Origin of the sequence: Bradyrhizobium sp. LCT2, from assembly GCF_009931255.1 — a bacterium.
GTDB classification, from domain to species: Bacteria; Pseudomonadota; Alphaproteobacteria; order Rhizobiales; family Xanthobacteraceae; genus Bradyrhizobium; species Bradyrhizobium diazoefficiens.
Map to the genome: position 1 here is coordinate 4,456,171 of NZ_CP034432.1, position 16,980 is coordinate 4,473,150.

General features: G+C 59.4%; 22 protein-coding genes, 1 tRNA gene and 1 other annotated feature. Of the genes, 12 read left to right on the forward strand and 11 right to left on the reverse strand.

The window, feature by feature from the left end; translation table 11 throughout:
• Positions 1 to 18 precede the first annotated feature (18 nt).
• A tRNA-Leu gene (locus EI171_RS21485) sits at positions 19 to 103 on the forward strand.
• Positions 104 to 126: 23 nt separating this feature from the next.
• Here EI171_RS21485 and EI171_RS21490 read toward each other — a convergent pair.
• On the reverse strand, positions 127 to 531 hold the full coding sequence (locus EI171_RS21490; protein ID WP_161534615.1) for a hypothetical protein: 405 nt from the start codon (positions 529 to 531) through the stop codon (positions 127 to 129).
• Between the two features lie 43 nt (positions 532 to 574).
• Positions 575 to 1,696, reverse strand: coding sequence for an IS630 family transposase (locus EI171_RS21495; protein WP_161532241.1), 1,122 nt, complete (start codon positions 1,694 to 1,696; stop codon positions 575 to 577).
• A 113-nt stretch (positions 1,697 to 1,809) separates the two neighbouring features.
• On the opposite strand from EI171_RS21495, the gene EI171_RS21500 reads away from it, so the two are divergent.
• Positions 1,810 to 2,016 carry a LexA family protein gene (locus EI171_RS21500; protein WP_371740545.1) on the forward strand — a complete coding sequence of 69 codons (207 nt, stop codon included), beginning with the start codon at positions 1,810 to 1,812 and terminating at the stop codon, positions 2,014 to 2,016.
• On the opposite strand, the gene EI171_RS21505 is transcribed toward EI171_RS21500, so the two are convergent.
• Genes EI171_RS21505 through EI171_RS21515 form a run of 3 tightly spaced genes read right to left on the reverse strand, consistent with a single transcriptional unit; the run spans position 1,920 to position 3,574 of the window.
• Positions 1,920 to 3,032, reverse strand: coding sequence for a hypothetical protein (locus EI171_RS21505; protein ID WP_161534616.1), 1,113 nt, complete (start codon positions 3,030 to 3,032; stop codon positions 1,920 to 1,922). The genes EI171_RS21500 and EI171_RS21505 overlap by 97 nt on opposite strands.
• Positions 3,033 to 3,078: 46 nt before the next feature.
• On the reverse strand, positions 3,079 to 3,285 hold the full coding sequence (locus EI171_RS21510; protein ID WP_161534617.1) for a hypothetical protein: 207 nt from the start codon (positions 3,283 to 3,285) through the stop codon (positions 3,079 to 3,081).
• A 43-nt stretch (positions 3,286 to 3,328) separates the two neighbouring features.
• On the reverse strand, positions 3,329 to 3,574 hold the full coding sequence (locus tag EI171_RS21515) for a hypothetical protein (protein ID WP_161534618.1): 246 nt from the start codon (positions 3,572 to 3,574) through the stop codon (positions 3,329 to 3,331).
• A 780-nt stretch (positions 3,575 to 4,354) separates the two neighbouring features.
• Between EI171_RS21515 and EI171_RS21520 the strand changes: the two genes are divergently transcribed.
• Together EI171_RS21520 and EI171_RS21525 are read left to right on the forward strand one after the other, a co-directional pair.
• Positions 4,355 to 4,729: a hypothetical protein gene (locus EI171_RS21520; protein ID WP_161534619.1), complete on the forward strand. Its 375-nt coding sequence runs from the start codon at positions 4,355 to 4,357 to the stop codon at positions 4,727 to 4,729.
• Between the two features lie 80 nt (positions 4,730 to 4,809).
• Positions 4,810 to 6,810 carry an AAA family ATPase gene (locus EI171_RS21525; protein WP_161534620.1) on the forward strand — a complete coding sequence of 667 codons (2,001 nt, stop codon included), beginning with the start codon at positions 4,810 to 4,812 and terminating at the stop codon, positions 6,808 to 6,810.
• On the opposite strand, the gene EI171_RS21530 is transcribed toward EI171_RS21525, so the two are convergent.
• Positions 6,774 to 8,005, reverse strand: a protein-coding gene (locus EI171_RS21530; protein WP_246740238.1) for an IS3 family transposase whose coding sequence is annotated in 2 segments (ribosomal slippage) — positions 6,774 to 7,714 and positions 7,714 to 8,005 — 1,233 coding nt in all. Because the reading frame shifts where the segments join, the coding sequence is not laid out codon by codon here. The genes EI171_RS21525 and EI171_RS21530 overlap by 37 nt on opposite strands.
• Positions 7,605 to 7,721, reverse strand: a sequence feature (AL1L pseudoknot). (Overlaps the previous gene by 117 nt.)
• 79 nt (positions 8,006 to 8,084) lie before the next feature.
• Between EI171_RS21530 and EI171_RS21535 the strand changes: the two genes are divergently transcribed.
• The 3 genes from EI171_RS21535 to EI171_RS21545 all read left to right on the forward strand — a co-directional run bounded on the left by EI171_RS21535 (position 8,085) and on the right by EI171_RS21545 (position 9,507).
• Complete coding sequence (locus EI171_RS21535) at positions 8,085 to 8,399, forward strand: hypothetical protein (protein ID WP_161534621.1); 315 nt, start codon at positions 8,085 to 8,087, stop codon at positions 8,397 to 8,399.
• A gap of 226 nt (positions 8,400 to 8,625) precedes the next feature.
• A complete protein-coding gene (locus EI171_RS21540; RefSeq protein WP_161534622.1) occupies positions 8,626 to 8,961 on the forward strand; it encodes a hypothetical protein in 336 nt (111 codons plus the stop codon).
• Between the two features lie 120 nt (positions 8,962 to 9,081).
• The gene (locus EI171_RS21545) at positions 9,082 to 9,507 is read left to right on the forward strand and encodes a hypothetical protein (RefSeq protein ID WP_161534623.1); all 426 of its coding nucleotides are present in this window, start codon (positions 9,082 to 9,084) and stop codon (positions 9,505 to 9,507) included.
• A gap of 94 nt (positions 9,508 to 9,601) precedes the next feature.
• On the opposite strand, the gene EI171_RS21550 is transcribed toward EI171_RS21545, so the two are convergent.
• Both EI171_RS21550 and EI171_RS21555 read right to left on the reverse strand, forming a co-directional pair.
• Positions 9,602 to 10,279: a hypothetical protein gene (locus tag EI171_RS21550; RefSeq protein ID WP_161534624.1), complete on the reverse strand. Its 678-nt coding sequence runs from the start codon at positions 10,277 to 10,279 to the stop codon at positions 9,602 to 9,604.
• Between the two features lie 16 nt (positions 10,280 to 10,295).
• Entirely contained in the window at positions 10,296 to 10,676 is a 381-nt protein-coding gene (locus tag EI171_RS21555) for a hypothetical protein (protein ID WP_161534625.1), read from the reverse strand.
• Between the two features lie 427 nt (positions 10,677 to 11,103).
• On the opposite strand from EI171_RS21555, the gene EI171_RS21560 reads away from it, so the two are divergent.
• The 4 genes from EI171_RS21560 (at position 11,104) to EI171_RS21575 (ending at position 13,922) form a co-directional block, all read left to right on the forward strand.
• Entirely contained in the window at positions 11,104 to 11,628 is a 525-nt protein-coding gene (locus EI171_RS21560) for a cytochrome P460 family protein (RefSeq protein WP_161534626.1), read from the forward strand.
• 291 nt (positions 11,629 to 11,919) lie between these two features.
• A complete protein-coding gene (locus EI171_RS21565) occupies positions 11,920 to 12,837 on the forward strand; it encodes a hypothetical protein (protein ID WP_161534627.1) in 918 nt (305 codons plus the stop codon).
• Positions 12,834 to 13,055 carry a hypothetical protein gene (locus EI171_RS21570; protein WP_161534628.1) on the forward strand — a complete coding sequence of 74 codons (222 nt, stop codon included), beginning with the start codon at positions 12,834 to 12,836 and terminating at the stop codon, positions 13,053 to 13,055. The genes EI171_RS21565 and EI171_RS21570 overlap by 4 nt, the downstream gene beginning before the upstream one ends.
• Positions 13,056 to 13,169: 114 nt before the next feature.
• Complete coding sequence (locus EI171_RS21575) at positions 13,170 to 13,922, forward strand: hypothetical protein (protein WP_161534629.1); 753 nt, start codon at positions 13,170 to 13,172, stop codon at positions 13,920 to 13,922.
• A gap of 540 nt (positions 13,923 to 14,462) precedes the next feature.
• On the opposite strand, the gene EI171_RS21580 is transcribed toward EI171_RS21575, so the two are convergent.
• From EI171_RS21580 to EI171_RS44830, 3 genes are all read right to left on the reverse strand, one after another.
• Positions 14,463 to 14,972, reverse strand: a complete 510-nt coding sequence (locus EI171_RS21580) for a hypothetical protein (RefSeq protein ID WP_161534630.1) — start codon at positions 14,970 to 14,972, stop codon at positions 14,463 to 14,465.
• Between the two features lie 154 nt (positions 14,973 to 15,126).
• A complete protein-coding gene (locus EI171_RS21585; RefSeq protein ID WP_161534631.1) occupies positions 15,127 to 15,792 on the reverse strand; it encodes a hypothetical protein in 666 nt (221 codons plus the stop codon).
• Positions 15,793 to 15,811: 19 nt separating this feature from the next.
• Complete coding sequence (locus EI171_RS44830; protein ID WP_210253968.1) at positions 15,812 to 15,985, reverse strand: hypothetical protein; 174 nt, start codon at positions 15,983 to 15,985, stop codon at positions 15,812 to 15,814.
• Between the two features lie 559 nt (positions 15,986 to 16,544).
• On the opposite strand from EI171_RS44830, the gene EI171_RS21590 reads away from it, so the two are divergent.
• Entirely contained in the window at positions 16,545 to 16,958 is a 414-nt protein-coding gene (locus tag EI171_RS21590; RefSeq protein ID WP_161534632.1) for a hypothetical protein, read from the forward strand.
• Positions 16,959 to 16,980: the final 22 nt, after the last annotated feature.

A 16,980-nucleotide genomic window follows, 5' to 3' on the forward strand; every position in this document is an offset into this window, starting at 1 on the left:
CAGGCCGGCATCCCCAAAGCGCTCGTGGCGGAACTGGTAGACGCGCTGCCTTGAGGTGGCAGTGAGTAAAATCGTGGGGGTTCGAGTCCCTCCGAGCGCACCACACCCACATTACACACTGATTTATCAGGCGTTTTTCCATTTGTTGCTCAGAACTGTTACTCGTTCGTTCAGGGCGGGGCGGTTGCCTTTGTTCGTGCTTCGGTCACGTTCGAACATCTTCGCCATGCCGCTCTGACCGAGCAGAGCGCGGTTTGCCTGCGCGATGTAGTGGGCAGCCATTTTTGGGTCGGTCCAACCGAAGCATGCCATCATCTGGCTCTCGGTCATCCCGGCATAAGCAGCATCTTCGGCGCGCGCCTTGCGAACGCCGTGGCAGTTCTTCTTCGCTTCATTGACGCCTGCCATGATGGCGTACTTTTTGAACTTGGCCGCCCACGCCTCCTTGCTCATCGGCGCGATCTTGCCGCCGATGCGCTTGCCGGTGAACACGTCCTCGCCGATCACGGTGGCGTTGATGGCGTCGATCATATCGGGGTGCACGGGCATCTCGACTAGTGGTTCATCACAGTGATTATGACTCTTTGGCGGTGGCTGGATAGGCGCGGCCGAGTTTGGTGCGGGCTTTTTCTGTTGTGAACATCCATTTGATGCGGGCTCGGGTTTTATTCCGCCTCTTTTGCCATGCTGCGATCTCGTTTCGGAGCCTTTTGGGATCGTCGATGCGGCGGCCGAGACACTGACGCTGTAGCACGCTGATCTCGCACTCGACCATATTGAGCCAACTGGCGTGCTTCGGGGTGAAGTGGAATTCGAGGCGGCGCAGGATGCGCCGGGCCTCGGCGGGCGCGAAGGCCTCATACAGCGCCCCAGGCTTGTGGATCGACAAATTGTCCTGCACGACACGGATGCAGGCGGCGTCGGGATAATGGACGTCGACGAGATCACGCATGCAGTGGGCGTAGTCCACGGCGGCGCGGCGGTCGGTGACCTTGACGTTGCGCCAGCCCCGATGTGGATCGAAGGTGACGAAGAGATTGGCGGTGCCGTTGCGGCGATACTCGTAATCGTAGCGCTCGCGCTGTCCCGGTTGGGCCGGGACCGGCTGGCGCACCTCGCCGATCAGCTGGATGGGGGTCTCGTCGAAGCAGACCAGCGGCCGGGCGGGATTCTGCGTCTCGGCGTAGAGGTCGAGCACGTCCTCCATGCGGGCAACGTATTCGCCGTCGACATGGGGAATGCACCACATGTCCCTGCGCCACGGCTTGAGGTCGTTCTCGGCCAGCCGGCGACGCACGGTCTCGCCCGACAGGCTGTTGTGATCGGTGAGCTTGACCATCGTGTCGGCCAGCAGCGTCAGCGTCCAGCGTTTGCAGCCAGCGGGCGGCTTGGCGCATGCGGTCGCCACCAGCAGGGCTTCCTCCTTGCCGGTCAGCTTGCGCTCAGCGCCCGGACGCGGCTCCTCGCTCAGGGCCCGCTCCATATTGCCTTCCACGAAGCGGCGCCTGGTCCGGCCGACGGTGGAGAGGCTGACACTCACGGTCCGGGCAATCTCCTCGTCGCGGCAGCCTCCATCGGCCGCCAGCAAAATCTGCGCCCGCTTAAGCTTGCGGGCGGCGTGCTTGCCGCCGCCGAGCATCGCCGTCAGTTCGTCGCGCTCGGCTTGGCTCAATTCGACCCGATAACGTACATTCATGCTTTGCCTCCTTGTCGGAGGCCGGGACGAATCCAACGATGAGTCAAAAATCAGGCGCGCGCTTCACCGAGAAGCAGGGTTATTACCTGGCCTTCATCCATACCTACGCCCATATGTTCGGACGTCCCCCCGCCGAAGCCGACATCCAGCGCCACTTCCGCGTCAGCCCGCCTTCGGTCCATCAGATGATCGTCACCCTCGAACGAAACGGCTTCATCCGACGTCAACCCGGCGTCCCCAGAAGCATCGAAATCCTCGTGCCACCGGAAAGCTTGCCGATCCTCGAATGGCTCGGTATCAAAACGTCAAAATCACTGTGATGAACCACTAGTGTCTCTTCGCCGCTCTTCTCGGTCGCAATGCGCAGCATACCCTCGCGGACGTGCTGAGGGCCGAGCCGATGCACGTCGCCGCGCCGCAGGTGCGTGCAGCGAAGCTGCTCGAACATCAGCCGCGCCTCCGTGCCGACTTCCCAGCGGTCGGTAAAGCGCTCCATATCGCGTTCGGTCCATGGGACGAAGCCGCCAGTCTCACGGCTGGCGCGCGCCTTGCCAGATTTGATGCCGACAGTGGGGTCATCGCATGGCTCGATATGGTCTTCCTCTATCATCCAGTTGACCATGCCGCGAATGGCCGACAGCAGGTTGCCACCGTTGGAGGGCGTGCGCGCGTTCAGCTCAGCACGGATGGCTTTGCCGGTCAGCACCGAGAACGGCTGTTCACCATTGGCGTGAAGCAGCGGCTCCATGAGCAGCGTGCGCTGATGACGCGTGTCGGGTGACAGCCCGCGCTTACCGAGCTTGATATTGCCGAGCCAGTTGTCCGAATTCTTGTAGTGCGTCCAGTACCAGCGCAGGGTGCCGGGCTTCGCCGGGGTGCCTGGTAGCTCAATGCGGGGGCTGCGCGCGCGCTTCTCGGCGTCGGCCTGCTGCGTGCCGTCGCCGTAAAGAGCGAGCTGGCTCTCCACCGCGCGCATCACCAGCCGGTCAAACTCCGGAGTGCCATGTTCGGCCTTGATCCTGATCTTCGGCAGGCGGTCGCGGATTTGCACGTAAGACCGCAATTGACCGTGACGCGAACGATCAGCGCGCAGATAGCTGCGCGGATCATCAGGCTTAACGTCTGGGCTCACGCGGCGCATGCGCACCGTTCCTCCAAGCTCAACAACCGCAGTCACATAAGCACGGTCGAATTCCACCGTGCCGTACTCTTCGCGAATGCCGATCTTCCTGCCCTTGCGAGCGACGCGCACGTACCAGCGCTTGTGCGAGCGGTCGTAAGACAGATACATCCGCACGTCGTCGGGTGCGCGGAATGCCGAAGACCGTTTGAGCATTGGTTTCCTCCCAATGCTCGAAATCTATAGTTCCGTTAAGTGTTGTTCAATTCGGCTGACACTTTGCGGGGGCCGACAACTGCCATTCGACGGTATCATTTGACTCCTGGCGCGAGGTCAGCGGGGTAGGGTGGAGGGAAATTCGGATTTGGCCGCTCACGTCGATGATAACTTCGTCCGCGCCAGCTTCCTTCGCGGCGCGGATCACGCGCGCGATGTCAGCTTGGGTAACCTTGGCGGGGCGACGCGGCATTACGCCTCCTGAGCAAGCACGTGGTCTCTGGAAATGTTGCCGGTCAAAACACCGGCGTACGATCCTTGATGAGTGCAGTCGCAATGATCTCGCAGCCGCGATCATGGCGCTCCCGCCACGTATCCGCATAGCCACCGCGCTTGCGAGCAACCCAGCCCGCGTCACGGTCCTGCGCATGAGCCAGCGCCACCGCATTCACGCTCTCGCACCAGTTCGGGAGTTCGGGAACATCAGCCAATGGATCGAAAACTACAGCAGCCAGATCGCGCTTCAGCACCGCGGTCTTCATGCAAATCACCTCGCGCAGCTAATCCTATTGCCCGTTAGAGGCCTGCGCGGAGTAATGCAATGATACGGAGCCACTTGGTTGTCGGTAAGTCGCATTTTTCGTTCGGTAACTCGGAGCTTTCCGCGGGGAACATGAGCGAGCGCGTTATTTCGCGGCGTGTTTTAGAGCGTGACAATTCCGGACCATGCGATCTTGTCGGTGACCGACTTACTTTTGCTCATGGGTGACGAACGCAGTCACGCCGCCCGACGGTCCGCAAGTTGGTGTCCGTGGTGGACACTCGCTCTTTAAGTGCAATCTATGGAATTCCACTGCGGCGAGCGCTCTCATTGCAAGCAACTATTTGTTCTAGCTGTCGAAACCGGTTGATATGCCCGCGCTCAACGCGTCCGTCTACGCTGTGCCGCGCGCCCACGGCTTCAAATAAATTACGTTTGCCGAGCCAAGCTACAGATTTTTTTCTGCGCTTTTGTCAGCCTACATGTTTGCCGCTTCCAAACGATAGTCAGCCGTGGCCGTTGATTTGCCGAACGCATTCGGCCGCTATGGTCGCAAACTGTAGGTATCCCGACATTATGCTCTGACCAACATTTCAATGACTCTTCCTTTGATTGCAGCGGGTTGAAGCGAGGGGGCTTGATCGCCGACCTTGTTTTGGATTTCTTGCTACCAGCCCACACCGAGAACGCACTAGTCGCACTAGGTTATCCGCCGCCGCCAGCCACTCGCTGTTTTCGGCGAATGGAGAGCTGTGCCCACAAGCAGGAGCAAGAAGACGCTATGGCAGAGGATGAAAGAGATAACGATCAGGCCCAGAAGAGTGGTCGGAGTTGCGCAGCTTTGATTGATCGGCTGCGCGCATCAAAAAGCAGAGCTGAGGCAGCGGACACAACGCGCGGTGAGCAGGCGGGACGATTATGGGCCGAAAAATATGCTGATTACCAATGGCTCCAACGACTGGCAGATGAGACCTGCCTTCGTTCGCAGCCGTTTGAAACTCTCCGCGCAGCAATCGATCCAAACGAACAGATCGATCCCAGCGAGGTCCATGAGATTTGCTTTGGCGACGATAACGACACTTCGAATGAATACATCGCCGGTTTCATTGACGGTGCCGTAGAGACCTTTGCGGGGGTCCGGCATGAGATCGACTGAGATCGAGCGGGAGCATGGGGAGCCAGTCACGAGCAGCGTGCCCCACAGTGTGCCAGTCCGCGAAGTAATGGTTTGAAACGATGAACGCTCAAACAGAAACCCCTACGCCGAACCTGAATGATATCAATGAGCACCTTTATGCGCTTTTTGATCCGGCGTTCGTTCACTCGCACCCCGGCGCTTACATCCAGTACGCCTATAGCCATCCTAACAGCGGCAATGTGGATGACGCACAAGTTTGCTTGGCTACTGAGTTAAACGATCTCGCCAAATTCGCCGCAAAAAGGAGTGGTCTCGGGTACAACGTCTATATCATTCCATCTTTGCTTCGGTTTGATAGAGATCCGCCGATGAGGCGGGTTAAGAGTGACAAATATCTAGCGTCGGCCTTCGCCTGGATTGATTTTGATCGCGAAAGAGACGCCGAGCGCGTCGAAGCGAAGCTCCAGGAGCGCGACATCAAACCCGCCTTCGTCGTTACCACCGGCACCATTCCGTGGACGCGGGCGCAGTTGTATTTCAGGACCGCCGACATCCGAAATGCCGCACAGCAGAAGCAGATCAATGAGGCGCTCCAGCGCTTGCTAGGGACCGACAAGGTCAGCGATCCATGCCATCTCATGCGGCTTGCAGGCTCGGTAAACTATCCGACCGCAAAGAAGTCGGAGCGAGGGTATGTTGTCCAGACGACGACATTCCGCAAGATCAGGGATGCGCGGACCTATGGTGCTGATGAATTGCTCCGGCTTATCGGGCTGAGCGACGGCGCCTCGAACGGCAGGGGATATACGTTTGAGGGGCAAGCCCACAGTTGCACGTCGTCGTCAGCGCTCAGCGACCCCTTTGCTGATCGAGCGCTTGAGGCGGCCCCTGAGCTGATTGCTTCCGCTTTGCAGCACATCCCGAACGCTGATCTCGACTGGGACGACTGGAACCGCGTCGGCATGGCGGCCTGGCGCGCCACCAAAGGCTCTTCCATTGCGTTCGAAGCATTCGACGAGTGGTCACGCAAGTCCAGCAAGTACGACGCCAAAACCACGCGGGAAAAGTGGACAAAGCTGTTCAGATCGCCGCCTACCGAAATTGGCGCGGGAACGATCTTCAAAATGGCGGCCGATAACGGTTGGGTCAGGCCGCGAGAAGCGCGCGCCGAAGAGGGAGCCGAAGCCGATACCGACCCGAGCAGCGCCGAGACTGGTGAGGCCGGTGATCAGGCTGACAAAGCCGAGCGGAACCAAGGTGACTCTGATGGAGGTGCACGCGAGAACACCGGACGCAAACGCACCAGCGGAGCGTTGCCCCTGAGCTACTTCGGAGCATTTCCCGCGAACGCCAAGAAGCGCCCAATCCTGAAAGGCTTCCTCAACAGGGGCGACACCTCGGCCCTGATCGCCCCACCGAAGCGCGGCAAATCGGCATTGATGACTGAGATCGCCGTCCACTGCGCCGCCGGTAAGGATTGGCGCGGCCATGCCGCCAGCGGCCCCTGCGGCGTGGTGATCCTCGCGCTCGAGCGTGGCGACCTCTATCAGCGGCGCCTCGACGCATACGCGCTCCGTGACGGTTACAAGGGGCTGCCGATTGCTGTCGCTCGCAGGATCATCGATCTTCTGTCCCCTGAATGCGTCAAGACCATCGTGGCTACCGTGCAGGAAGCCGAGCAGCACATGGGCTGCGGTGTCGGCCTTGTTGTGATCGACACTTACTCGAAAGGTGTTGCTGCGGGTGGGGGCGAAGAGAACTCAGCGAAGGACCAAAACCGCGTGGCCGCCAACCTGCGCCGGGTGCAAGAGCTAATCGACATCCACATCGCGTGTGTCGGCCATACTGGCAAAGACCCGAGCAAGGGCGCACGCGGCAGCAACGCCCATCTTGGTGATGTCGATTTGATGATCCAGATCACAGGCGATACGGGGACCAAGACTGCCAAGGTAACCGACGCCAATGACCAACCTGAACGGGTGCTTGCCCAGTTCCTGCTTGAAGCAGCCGATACCGGCCATGTTGAACCGCCCCGGGTTTGCCGGAGGCCATTTGGTTTAAGTTATGCCGCCATGGCGGGTTGTTCCAGCATGGCGTAGTAGCGTTGCTCTGCTTCGGCCGGCGGTATGTTGCCGATGGGCTCAAGGAGCCTTCGGTTGTTGAACCAATCGACCCATTCCAGGGTAGCGAACTCGACGGCCTCGAAGCTGCGCCATGGCCCACGCCGATGTATCACCTCGGCCTTGTAGAGACCGTTGATGGTTTCGGCGAGAGCATTGTCATAGGAATCTCCAACGCTGCCGACGGAGGGCTCCACGCCTGCTTCAGCCAGGCGCTCGGTATATTTGATCGAGACGTATTGGCTACCCCTGTCGCTATGGTGCACGAGGCCGCCGCGATGGACCGGCCGTCGATCGTGCAGTGCCTGCTCCAGAGCATCGAGCACGAAGCCTGCATGCGCCGTGCGCGAGGCTCGCCAGCCCACGATCCTGCGGGCATAGGCGTCGATCACAAAGGCGACGTAGACAAAGCCGGTCCAGGTCGCGACATAGGTGAAGTCGGAGAGCCAGAGAACGTTCGGCCTTGTCGCCTTGAACTGGCGGTTGACGTGATCCAGCGGGCATGGCGCAGCCTTGTCGCTGATCGTAGTCTTGACGGATTTGCCGCGGATCACCCCTTGCAAACCCATGTCCCGCATCAATCGCGAGACTGTGCAACGGGCAACATCGAAGCCTTCGCGCTTGAGCTGACGCCACACCTTGCGCGCGCCATAGACGGAGAAGTTCTCCTCGAACACACGCCGAACCTCGATCTTCAGCCTGGCATCCTGCTTGGCGCGTACCGACAACTTGGCCGGATCGCGCCGCTTGGCCACATGGGCGTGGTAGGTCGAGGGGGCGATCGGCAACACCTTGCAGATCGGCTCGACCCCATGCGCCCCACGATGATCGTCGATGAAGGCGATCATGGCTTGGACCGGCGGTCGAGCTCCGCCATCGCAAAATAGGCGCTTGCCTTGCGCAGGATCTCGTTGGCCTGCCGAAGCTCGCGGTTCTCCCGTTCGAGCGCCTTCAGCTTCTCGGCCATCTCGGTTGGAACGCCGGCCCGCTGCCCGCTATCGACCTCGGCCTTCTTGACCCAGTCATGCAGCGTCTGCGGCGTGCAGCCGATCTTGGCCGCGATCGACGTCACTGCCGCCCAGCGCGACGGGTGCTCGCCGGCGTGATCCAGAACCATCCGAACCGCTCGGGTCCGGACCTCGGCTGAAAACTTGTTCGTTGTCTTGCTCGTCATGGCTCCATCCTCTCAGGAGTTGGAGCCTCCGGCAAACCCGGGGCGGTTCAATGTCGATGATGATGGCGAGGTTGAGACCGTGGCGATCATCGCCCGGCAGGACGTGTCAAGCCCGGATACTGGGGAAGTCAAGCTGTCGGTCAAGCAGCAGATGGCCCTGAGCGAGCTATTCAACTGCATCGCCGATGATGAGACCGCCTCTCCCCCGAACAACGTGCACGTCCCAGCTGGCGTCAAAGGTGTCACATTAGCGACCTGGCGCAATCGGCTGGCCGCGAGGGGCATCATCAATCCTGAGGGCAATCCATATCAGCAGTTTCAACGCATCCAGCTGAAACTTCAGCAACTCCACAAGATCGGAATTTGGGAGGACTTCGTGTGGCCCGCCAACTAGTCCGGGAACGGCCGTCGGCGATCTCACAATCTCACAGCCCCTCACATCGTCTCACGTCGGAGGAGATGTGAGATTGCCTTATCTGGTCTCACAATCTCACTCACATCCGCCTCTCTTTAGAGAGGCGGAGGAGTGTGAGACCAAGGTGGGGTGGATGCAAAGAATATTGGTCTGCGCGCCGATGGGCGGACCGCGCGGTCGCGTCTAAGCACAAGGGAGAATGACTATGGAAGTGAAAGCGCGTCGATCTCAGAGGGAGTTGCGCCGCATCTTCAAAGAACGTCCGGCGCTCAAATCCGCGCGCGAGTTGCTGTTGAAGATTGAGGAGGTCGCCGACTGGTCCAATTGCGAGGACTGGGCGTTGGATGAGAACGAGAAATGCAGGCTCCTCAGGCCCGCAGTGTTCTGGGAATACGCCGCGATTGCCGGTGAGGACCGCGCAAGTTTCGAGAACAGGCTGCGGGCTTGCATGGAGACGTTCCAGGCGATCCTCGCCGCGATACCCAAAGAGCAGTCGCAGGCGGGGCCGGATGCCCCTTTACTCGATAGCGGTGACCCATAGAGCATTGCGCTCGGCTCGGGTCCTTCCCGGCGCCCCGACCAATGCGGGTCGCGCTCCCGCCCGACCCCTGCCTAGTCTCAGCAATTTTATTACGCCCACAACAGCACAAAGGAAGCAATATTGCCAACGACCAAAACTGATGACCGGACGGCGCTCGCCGCCGAGCTTGAGCGCATTGCGGACGCCGCTGGTCGGCTCGCCAATCACGTCCGCCACTTGGACGGCGACAGCCGCAGCGTGATCAGTCGCATCCTTAGCGGTGAACTGTTGACCCTGGATCAAGCCGCCTACGTAGCTGAGTGCTCAGACGAAAAGCTCCGCAAGCACTGTGAACTGACCGCCGAAACGAGCCGCCCGCTTGGCATTAAGTTCGCGGGCCGTTGGTTAGTCGGGAAATTTGAACTGCTCGACGATCTTGAGCAGGGCAAGATTGACCGTCGTCGTGGTCCGGATGTGCGCAACCGCGCTGAGGAGCGGGCGCAAAAATACGAAGGGTGGGCGCGGCCACAGAAGCCTCTTAAGGTGGTGGAGCCCACGGCGGGCTAGTGCCTGTTCTCATAGACGCAATGTCGGCTTCTGAAAGCCAAGCGGAAAACTTCTCATCACTCGGAGCATTACCGCTGGTGACCCGAAGCAGACTTCAAGCGCCGTCCCGGTCCGGCCTAGCAGCAGGCCATTGAAATCCAGCAAGCGCGTCTTCAGCAAGTTGAAAACACCGTCTTGAAAACATACGCTCAGTCCAGACGGAACGCAGGGCAGCTTCGACTGCTTCGCGCGGCGCCGCGGGATATCGTGTCAACAATTCCGCCACAAGCTCCTCAAATTGAGCGCCGTTTGGCTCCTTCGGTATAGAGCCAAATGACAACGGAAATTCGGGGTTGCGATCCACATCGTAGTACGCCTCGTACCGGTAGTCGTCGCTCATTACTTCGGAAACAACGCCGACCTCGAATGAAGCCTCTCGGTTCCAGTCATAGCCCAATCTGCGCCACCAGTACTCCAAGACTTCGAGTTCTACGACTGTCGTCGATGGCCCCGCCTCACAACAACCGACGTTAGGGGGATCGCCGTAGTGCAGACCCCGGTGACAGATGGCAGTTGCCACGTCCGGATCTTCCTTGAAGAAGGGCTGTGAAATCGCCAAGCGAAAATGATGACCACAGCATTGACATGCAGCGAGAACCAGAGCGGCCTCACGGGCATAAAAATTTGCGACCGCGTCTGGCTTGAAAGGTCCATAGCGAGGGACTGCGGACTCATCGAACCATGAAGGCTCTTCGCATATGCGGCTACGGATATCGGAATAATTCGTGTACAAAGCCGCCTCCGAGACCCTATTGGTGCGTGATCAGCGCGACAACGAACGCAAGCAGTGTCAGCAGAATGGTGAGGGGATACAGCTGAATGAGCTTCGTCCTAAGCGGAATGAGTGTGTCAAAGTTGTCGAGGTCGAACTTAAAATGGAACTCAGAGAAGTGTAGGCCGAAGTCCAGCTCGAATTTCTTGCAAAGGTAGGCCAACAGGTCGTTCGTAAGGAAATAGAATTCGAAGAAGATAATGGTTGGCAAAAGATAAAGCCCCGTCGCAGAACTCAGTATTTGCAGCGTCCTGCTCCATTGCATCCCAAAGACGCCAGCTAAGACGACGATTAGGAGCACTACGGTGAAAATTGCAGCGCAGACCGCCACGAGGGCAATTTTGAGGAGCGTTTTCAAGCGCGGACATCTCGTTCGAAGGCGCAACATCCAACGGTTGTGCATCAACGAGCACTAACCTTCGGTAAATTGCCAGCGGCGTTCCGCTTCTGGCCCTTAGCCGAAGGTCGATTGAGAGCGTGTTGTGTCGGCTGTCAGGGGCAAACCGGACGCCGATCCAACTCGGGTCCGCCGCTGCTTTTGACCCATCTGCGACATCAGGGTCCCACGGCCAGCCGTTTTCATGTTATCTCTAACGGACTTCCTCAAAGCAATTTATCGTTTCACGCGCCCGCGAGGTGATCACCGAAAGCACCGAATTTGATCAATGGACCGAGAACCTCTCGTCCGAGCCGACAATTCGCATGAGCGTCGATCTATTCAAGGAGTGATGCGGCTTTCGCGAGCACTGAGAACGCGACTATCCTCAAACGAAATAAGGACAGCCATGAAACGCAAAAGCAAGCTATCGATCACGGCAGTACTCGCCGTCCTGAGCGGTACGGCCGTTTGCGCGGAGGACAAGTACTCGCTGAAATCGCCGGATGGAATCGCGTTCTCCGATTTCAAGGGATACGAGGACTGGGCGGTGGTCTCTTCCGCCCGGACCGATGAAGTGCTCAAGGTGATCGTCGCCAATCCGACCATGATCGAGGCGTACAAGGCTGGTGTTCCGAACAACGGGCAACCTTTCCCGGATGGCTCCAAGATCGCGAAGCTCCAGTGGAAGCCGAAGAAGAGCACGGAGGCTCCCTTCGTTGTGGATGTGCCAGACGTCTTCACGCAGGCTTTCGTCATCGAGAAGGACAGCAAGAGATTTCCGAAAAGCGGCGGATGGGGATACGCGCTATTCAACTACGAGGCCGCATCCGACAAGTTCACGGCCGATCCCAGCCCCTCAGACTGCGGACACGCTTGCCATGTGACCGTGAAGGCGAAGGACTATATCTTCCACCCGTACCAGAAGCGTTGAACCGCGCGTGCCCTCGGCATAGAGCCTTCACCGCGTGATGTCCGAAAATGGCCCCAAGCAGCCACTGGAGAACGTCCGCTATTCCGCCGCTTATCAGGGGCAAGCGGACATCTGATCTGAGGCTATTTGCAAGTGCGCCCGCCCAACGATCCGGCAATCATTGGGCATCACCACAACAATTGCCCTTGAATGCCCAGCCATGTGGCGCACGCCACAGGTCCATCATTCGCAAATCGCGTTGCTCTCCGTAGGCTCGGAGGCATGACACCATTCTTCCGACGAAAATCACCCATGGAAAAACTCGAAGCCGAACTGGCCTCGCTGCGCACGCGCGCCGAGACCTTGAACAGCCGCCACGCGGCTGCTGACGCGGAGTTCATTGACGCTAAGTCAAAGCTCCAACGCCACCACCTCGAAGCCGATCTCAATACGGACGACAAAGCTCGCACGAAGTTGGAGGCCACCGTCGCCGCCTGCGCGATGACCCGCGACGGCTACGCCGATGCGCTTGCCGAGGTGCAGACGAAGGTTGCCGACGCCGAACAGAAGCTCGCGGCCGAGCGCTCCGCCGTCGAACGCAAGGCGGCGAGCGAAACACTGGCGCGTAATCTCGATGCGGTTGAGCGGGCACTGCCGGATTATCTGGCGGCTGGCAAACGCTTTGCCGACGCGTTGGAGAAACTTCACTTCCACCATGAGAGCGGCGCAATGGCGCGTTTTATCGGCAACACCGCGAGCCAGGTCGAAGTCGCTGCCGGTTTCGCGCTTGTTGAGCTGCGCGGTATGGTGGACGCGATCCACGACGGCGTTGCGCCTATCCCGGCCAAGCCGGTCTCCGCTTCCGTCCCGGTGCCGGAGCCGTCGCCGCCGGTTCAGACGGTCTTCATGATGAAGTCCGCGAAGTACCGTGACCATGACGGCCGCTCACGCTTTGCGGGTCAGTGGGAAGATGCCACCATGCCGGTGACGGCTGCGCAGCGTGCGCTGCGCCTGGGTGTGGCGGTCCCGGTCACCGATCCGCGTCGTGCCCAGCTTCGTGGTTCGCGCGGCGGTGACTTCAACCCGCGCGCGCCTGATGTCATCGATCTCGACGCGGTCGAGGAGCCCAAGAGCCTTCCGCACATCAATCCGGTGGTGCGCGAAGCCAGCTTCACGCCGCTCCCCACTGCGGAACCTCGCACCATCCTGATTAACGTTCCCCGCTCATGAAAGCAGCACCGCCGGGCTGGCAGGCCCACCAGATCACGCACAGAGTTGATGGCTGGGTCATCGATCCGGATGACAATGGCCGCGTCCCGGCGGCCGTCGCGAAGCTGATCGCACGCGCCATGCCAAGTCTGCGCGGCCATTCGGTCGCCGATGTTCGTGCACGGATGCTCGCTCGCCAACGCATGTACGGTGGACTTTCAAAGCTCAAAAATGGGTAGCAGCTCCCGCTCGCCCGGAGGCGGCGCCGCGATCTTCCCTAGCGCGGCGCCTGTGGCGTCGGTGGAAGGCGGCCAGCTCATCGCGTCCGGTGAGCTGGCCGCAGGAGTTTCAGCATGAATGATGACAACATGAGCTTTGACGACGAATACGACGATCTGCTCGCCGAGATCGGCCGCGCCGAAGACGAGGACGAACGGATTGCAATTCATGAAGCCGGTCACGCCGTGGCAGCGCGCTTGCTCGGCAAGCCGCTCGGCGGAGCGACAGTTAATCCCGACCAGAACGGGAAGTACGGCGGTCTCGTGTGGGGGCCGCGTCACAGCGTTGCCTTCGGCAGCGATGACGACGCTGCTGATGTGCCGGAGCTGTGCGGCCAATTGCGGGACCTCATGCCTCAGGATGGCGAGGCTCGGGGGGATGCGGCGGATGCGTACTTGCACGTGCTCGACCGCTGTATCGAACTGGCTGCGGCGTCTGTCGCAGAGCGTATGCTTCTGCCGGGCGAGCCCGTGCCGTCCGTTAGTGACGTTGAGCAGGCAGTTGCGCTCGCGACATTGGTCTGCAAGTCGGCGGAGGCCGTCGAGCGCTTTCTGGCATTCTGCGAGCAACAAGCCCGGGACCTGTTGCACCCGCACGGCCCAATCATCATGGCCCTGAGCATCGTGCTGAAAATTCGCCGTACCTTGACAGGCGCGGAGATCGACGACGTGATCGCAACGACGGTCGCGGGTCTACAGTTGGCGGCCGAGCGCCGACGGCGCGCCGAGTGGCGCAAGGGCGAGCTGGCGGCCGAGCGCTTTCGCGCCGCATGTGATCACCCCGATGAAGCAGCCTTGTCACAGTCTGCACCAGATCGGATGGTGTAATCGGCGATATCAAAGATCGGAAGGCCCGGCGGAGGTACCCGTGCCTGACGATCTTGAAAGGCTCCGACTTGAAACATCGTCGGGGCCTTTCTGCTTTGTGGGCTGCCGCCTGGGTTCGTAGCGCTGCGCCAGATTTAAGAGCCGCTTTTTGATGAATGGGTCAGCTTGCTCTGCGAGTTCACGTAATACTTTCGCACGTTGCCTTTTGAATTCGTCATCCAACATAGTCGGCCCCATTAAATATGAGATCGCGGGAAAGCCCGAAATATTCTCCTGCGTGACTAATACGAACGGCCGCGCGTTATAGAAAGACCATCTACAGACGGTCTTTCTATAGGCGCCGGATAAATGCGCGCGGCTTCTTCCCCGCCGATCATAATAATACCAGCCACTTTTGCGCGCAGATTATCTACGCAGGTCAGGCTTATCGTGTGAAGCCGAAACCACGGTGCAAGTCATGGAACAGGAGAAGAGTTGCTTGCGTGCAACAGGCTGGTGCCTGCCAACTTGTTTGTTCGCGACCTCGCTCCACCGTCGAGATTAGGGCTCGCGTTGACTTAGAACTTCAATTGGCTCTCGGGGAAGCTGAGGGACAATTTCGATCATCTTGCGGTGGAAGCGCGCTTGCTGGCCCATGCCTGGGAATGGAACGCCAAATACCGGGACGTTGCTCCCCGCCGCTTTTGCAGCCGCTTCAACAATGCTCTTGATGCTGACAAGCACAGAGACAATTGCAAGGGGGCGATAGGCAGCAATTCGATCTCTCAGGCTGTCCGTGGCGGCGAGACATTTCGCTCTGCGCTCAGATGGCGCTAACTTGTCTACCGGCGTTAGCACGAGATCGTCGAGGAACCAGCCGTAACTTTTGAAACGCTCAAGAAAGTCGTCACCGCCACCAAGCACCGCCTCTGTGGCGCGTTGCATGTGCCGCAGCATGGCGTTGTTGCCATAGTAGAAGAAATCGCCGCTGGCAGGTGCGCTCTCACCGACGAACAGGGTGGTAATTCGGTCTGGGCGATAGCTCGCCCGAGTTGTTTCAACATCTATCATGGTAGCCGCTCTTGAGCTTCAATGCATTTGCTCGACGGGTCGCAACGTCTTCCGCGCCGCCTAGCTGCGCAACCTCGCTGCGACGTTTGCTGCACGTGTACGCACTCTCTCGGTCATACGTATGCTCACTCAGTTTGCAAACTGCGTTGAGTGTTTACATTGACAAAAATCGCGGATCGCCTATCGCCCATCCAAGATGCAGAGTTCTGCCGTCGGGCAGCGTCTTCCCGACCATCTGCCCAGCCTTTGCGGTCAGTCCGAAAAGGCTGAGAAAGGCCGCATAAGCATCGAACCACCTGTTCGAGGGCGAGAAAGAGTGAACAATCATCGCAGCATCGTCGGCCTTGAACCGATCAGCTTCTAGGATAGCTGAGGCAGTACGGTGAAATAGTTGATAGTGGACATGATCAGGGGGCGGACACCGAACCCCGATAAGATCGCATAAGAATGCGAGCCGCTGCCGCTTTCCGGGTGATGGGTCAGCGTACCAGTCGTGCAAGGTCTCGCCAAACGGCTCATTGACTTTGCCTTCTACGGCAACGGCGATGGTGCGGTTCTTTGACTTCACCAAGGCAAAAACGTCCGTCTGGCTTTCGCGTCCGGCATCGCGCAATGCTACTTTGTGCTCCGGCATCGCTACAAGCAACTCGGTGTCCGCTCCGAATAGCGCCCCGATTTCAGGCGGCAGCCCGTCTACGGCTTCCCAGCAATGCGCGAGTGTTCGAGCAGAATAGCCTCTCCGCCAATGCTTTATCGGGTCGGCCAGAAGCGCTTGCCAGCTCTCGGCTCCAACCGTCGGCACATAGATTTTCCGCGTCATGCTTTTGCTTTCTCGACTGCTATCTCTCGCGCTTGTCGGTCACCTCTCGCGCCGCCAAACTAAGCTCAAGCTCTCTGAGCTGTTCAATCAGAAGCTCAACGATCTGCTCATAGTCGGAGGGCGATAGAGAATTCACGCCACGCAACGTCATCTGGTCTTGGAGAATGGTCGCCATCATGGCTTTGACGCTCATGGCACCTTCGTCTGAAAATTTGATAGCCATAAAAACAATCTGAAGTAGATGCCAAAGATCGCGACTGCGCAATGCCCGTAAGATTGCGGACAACGCGAAACGGCAAATCCTTTCGCGCCGCACCAAAGATGAAATGTCGCGTGCGCGCCTCTTAGCAGTCGGGCTGATCCGCTGGCAGGGATGTGCGGGCTACTTCCTCAACAGTATTCCCATCGTTCGCGCCATTCGCCTCACCGACCCGGCATGGCGGCCCAGCTCAGCGGCAATCTTCGATACGCCAACGCCCTGCCGGGCGAGCCTGACCAAGCGTCGGACTTCCTGCTCGGCCCATTGCTTTGGCTTCGGTGTTTTCATGGTGCGGCGCTCAACCCGCTCCAGTTAACTAGCGAGCCTACTAGCCGACACTTGGGAAATTTACGGGTGGGCCTGCGCGAAGCCGGATGAAGACTTGCATTGGTGCGGCCTTATCCACACCCACGATTGCGGGTATCCTGGCGCCGTACCAGCCCCAACAGATTGACAATTTGCGTATCGCCCTCTGCCGCGCTTTCATATGCGAATGGGTAGCAAGTCGCGAGAGAGGGTCTACGGCGGCTCAGTCCGGGCATCGGCCGAGCGGGCGGCGGAGGCGCGCAAGGTAGCCGACCGGCTTGCCTGTGAAGCCTGGAACAAGCGTATGCTCGCCTTCCAAGGACCGGCCCAGCCATCGCCAACGCTCGGAGACGCTCTCAACGCGAGCTACATGTATCTCGAAGTAAAATGCCTTGGCTGCGACACCCGTCAGACGGTCGCTCTCGATATCGTGCGGCGACCGAAGACGACGCCGATCCACGAGCTGGAGCGCTACATGCGGTGCAAGGATTGTTCGGAGGTGCGCGGTTATCCGTACAAGCGGAGCCATCTGGTTGCGTTGCGGCCGACGAAGATTTCGGCGAGCGATCCGCCGTCGCACTGGTGGCCGGGCGAGAGGTAGCTGTTTGATGAGGAGCGGAAAC

Excerpts from the sequence above, each read along its gene's own strand:
- EI171_RS21505 (WP_161534616.1), bottom strand. The coding sequence starts at position 3,032 with ATGCTCAAACGGTCTTCGGCATTCCGCGCACCCGACGACGTGCGGATG.
- EI171_RS21500 (WP_371740545.1), top strand. The coding sequence starts at position 1,810 with ATGTTCGGACGTCCCCCCGCCGAAGCCGACATCCAGCGCCACTTCCGC.
- EI171_RS21520 (WP_161534619.1), top strand. The coding sequence starts at position 4,355 with ATGGCAGAGGATGAAAGAGATAACGATCAGGCCCAGAAGAGTGGTCGG.
- EI171_RS21580 (WP_161534630.1), bottom strand. The coding sequence starts at position 14,972 with ATGATAGATGTTGAAACAACTCGGGCGAGCTATCGCCCAGACCGAATT.
- EI171_RS21490 (WP_161534615.1), bottom strand. The coding sequence starts at position 531 with ATGATCGACGCCATCAACGCCACCGTGATCGGCGAGGACGTGTTCACC.
- EI171_RS21565 (WP_161534627.1), top strand. The coding sequence starts at position 11,920 with ATGGAAAAACTCGAAGCCGAACTGGCCTCGCTGCGCACGCGCGCCGAG.
- EI171_RS21540 (WP_161534622.1), top strand. The coding sequence starts at position 8,626 with ATGGAAGTGAAAGCGCGTCGATCTCAGAGGGAGTTGCGCCGCATCTTC.
- EI171_RS44830 (WP_210253968.1), bottom strand. The coding sequence starts at position 15,985 with ATGAGCGTCAAAGCCATGATGGCGACCATTCTCCAAGACCAGATGACG.
- EI171_RS21570 (WP_161534628.1), top strand. The coding sequence starts at position 12,834 with ATGAAAGCAGCACCGCCGGGCTGGCAGGCCCACCAGATCACGCACAGA.
- EI171_RS21515 (WP_161534618.1), bottom strand. The coding sequence starts at position 3,574 with ATGAAGACCGCGGTGCTGAAGCGCGATCTGGCTGCTGTAGTTTTCGAT.
- EI171_RS21590 (WP_161534632.1), top strand. The coding sequence starts at position 16,545 with ATGGGTAGCAAGTCGCGAGAGAGGGTCTACGGCGGCTCAGTCCGGGCA.
- EI171_RS21525 (WP_161534620.1), top strand. The coding sequence starts at position 4,810 with ATGAACGCTCAAACAGAAACCCCTACGCCGAACCTGAATGATATCAAT.
- EI171_RS21495 (WP_161532241.1), bottom strand. The coding sequence starts at position 1,696 with ATGAATGTACGTTATCGGGTCGAATTGAGCCAAGCCGAGCGCGACGAA.
- EI171_RS21560 (WP_161534626.1), top strand. The coding sequence starts at position 11,104 with ATGAAACGCAAAAGCAAGCTATCGATCACGGCAGTACTCGCCGTCCTG.
- EI171_RS21510 (WP_161534617.1), bottom strand. The coding sequence starts at position 3,285 with ATGCCGCGTCGCCCCGCCAAGGTTACCCAAGCTGACATCGCGCGCGTG.
- EI171_RS21585 (WP_161534631.1), bottom strand. The coding sequence starts at position 15,792 with ATGACGCGGAAAATCTATGTGCCGACGGTTGGAGCCGAGAGCTGGCAA.
- EI171_RS21575 (WP_161534629.1), top strand. The coding sequence starts at position 13,170 with ATGAATGATGACAACATGAGCTTTGACGACGAATACGACGATCTGCTC.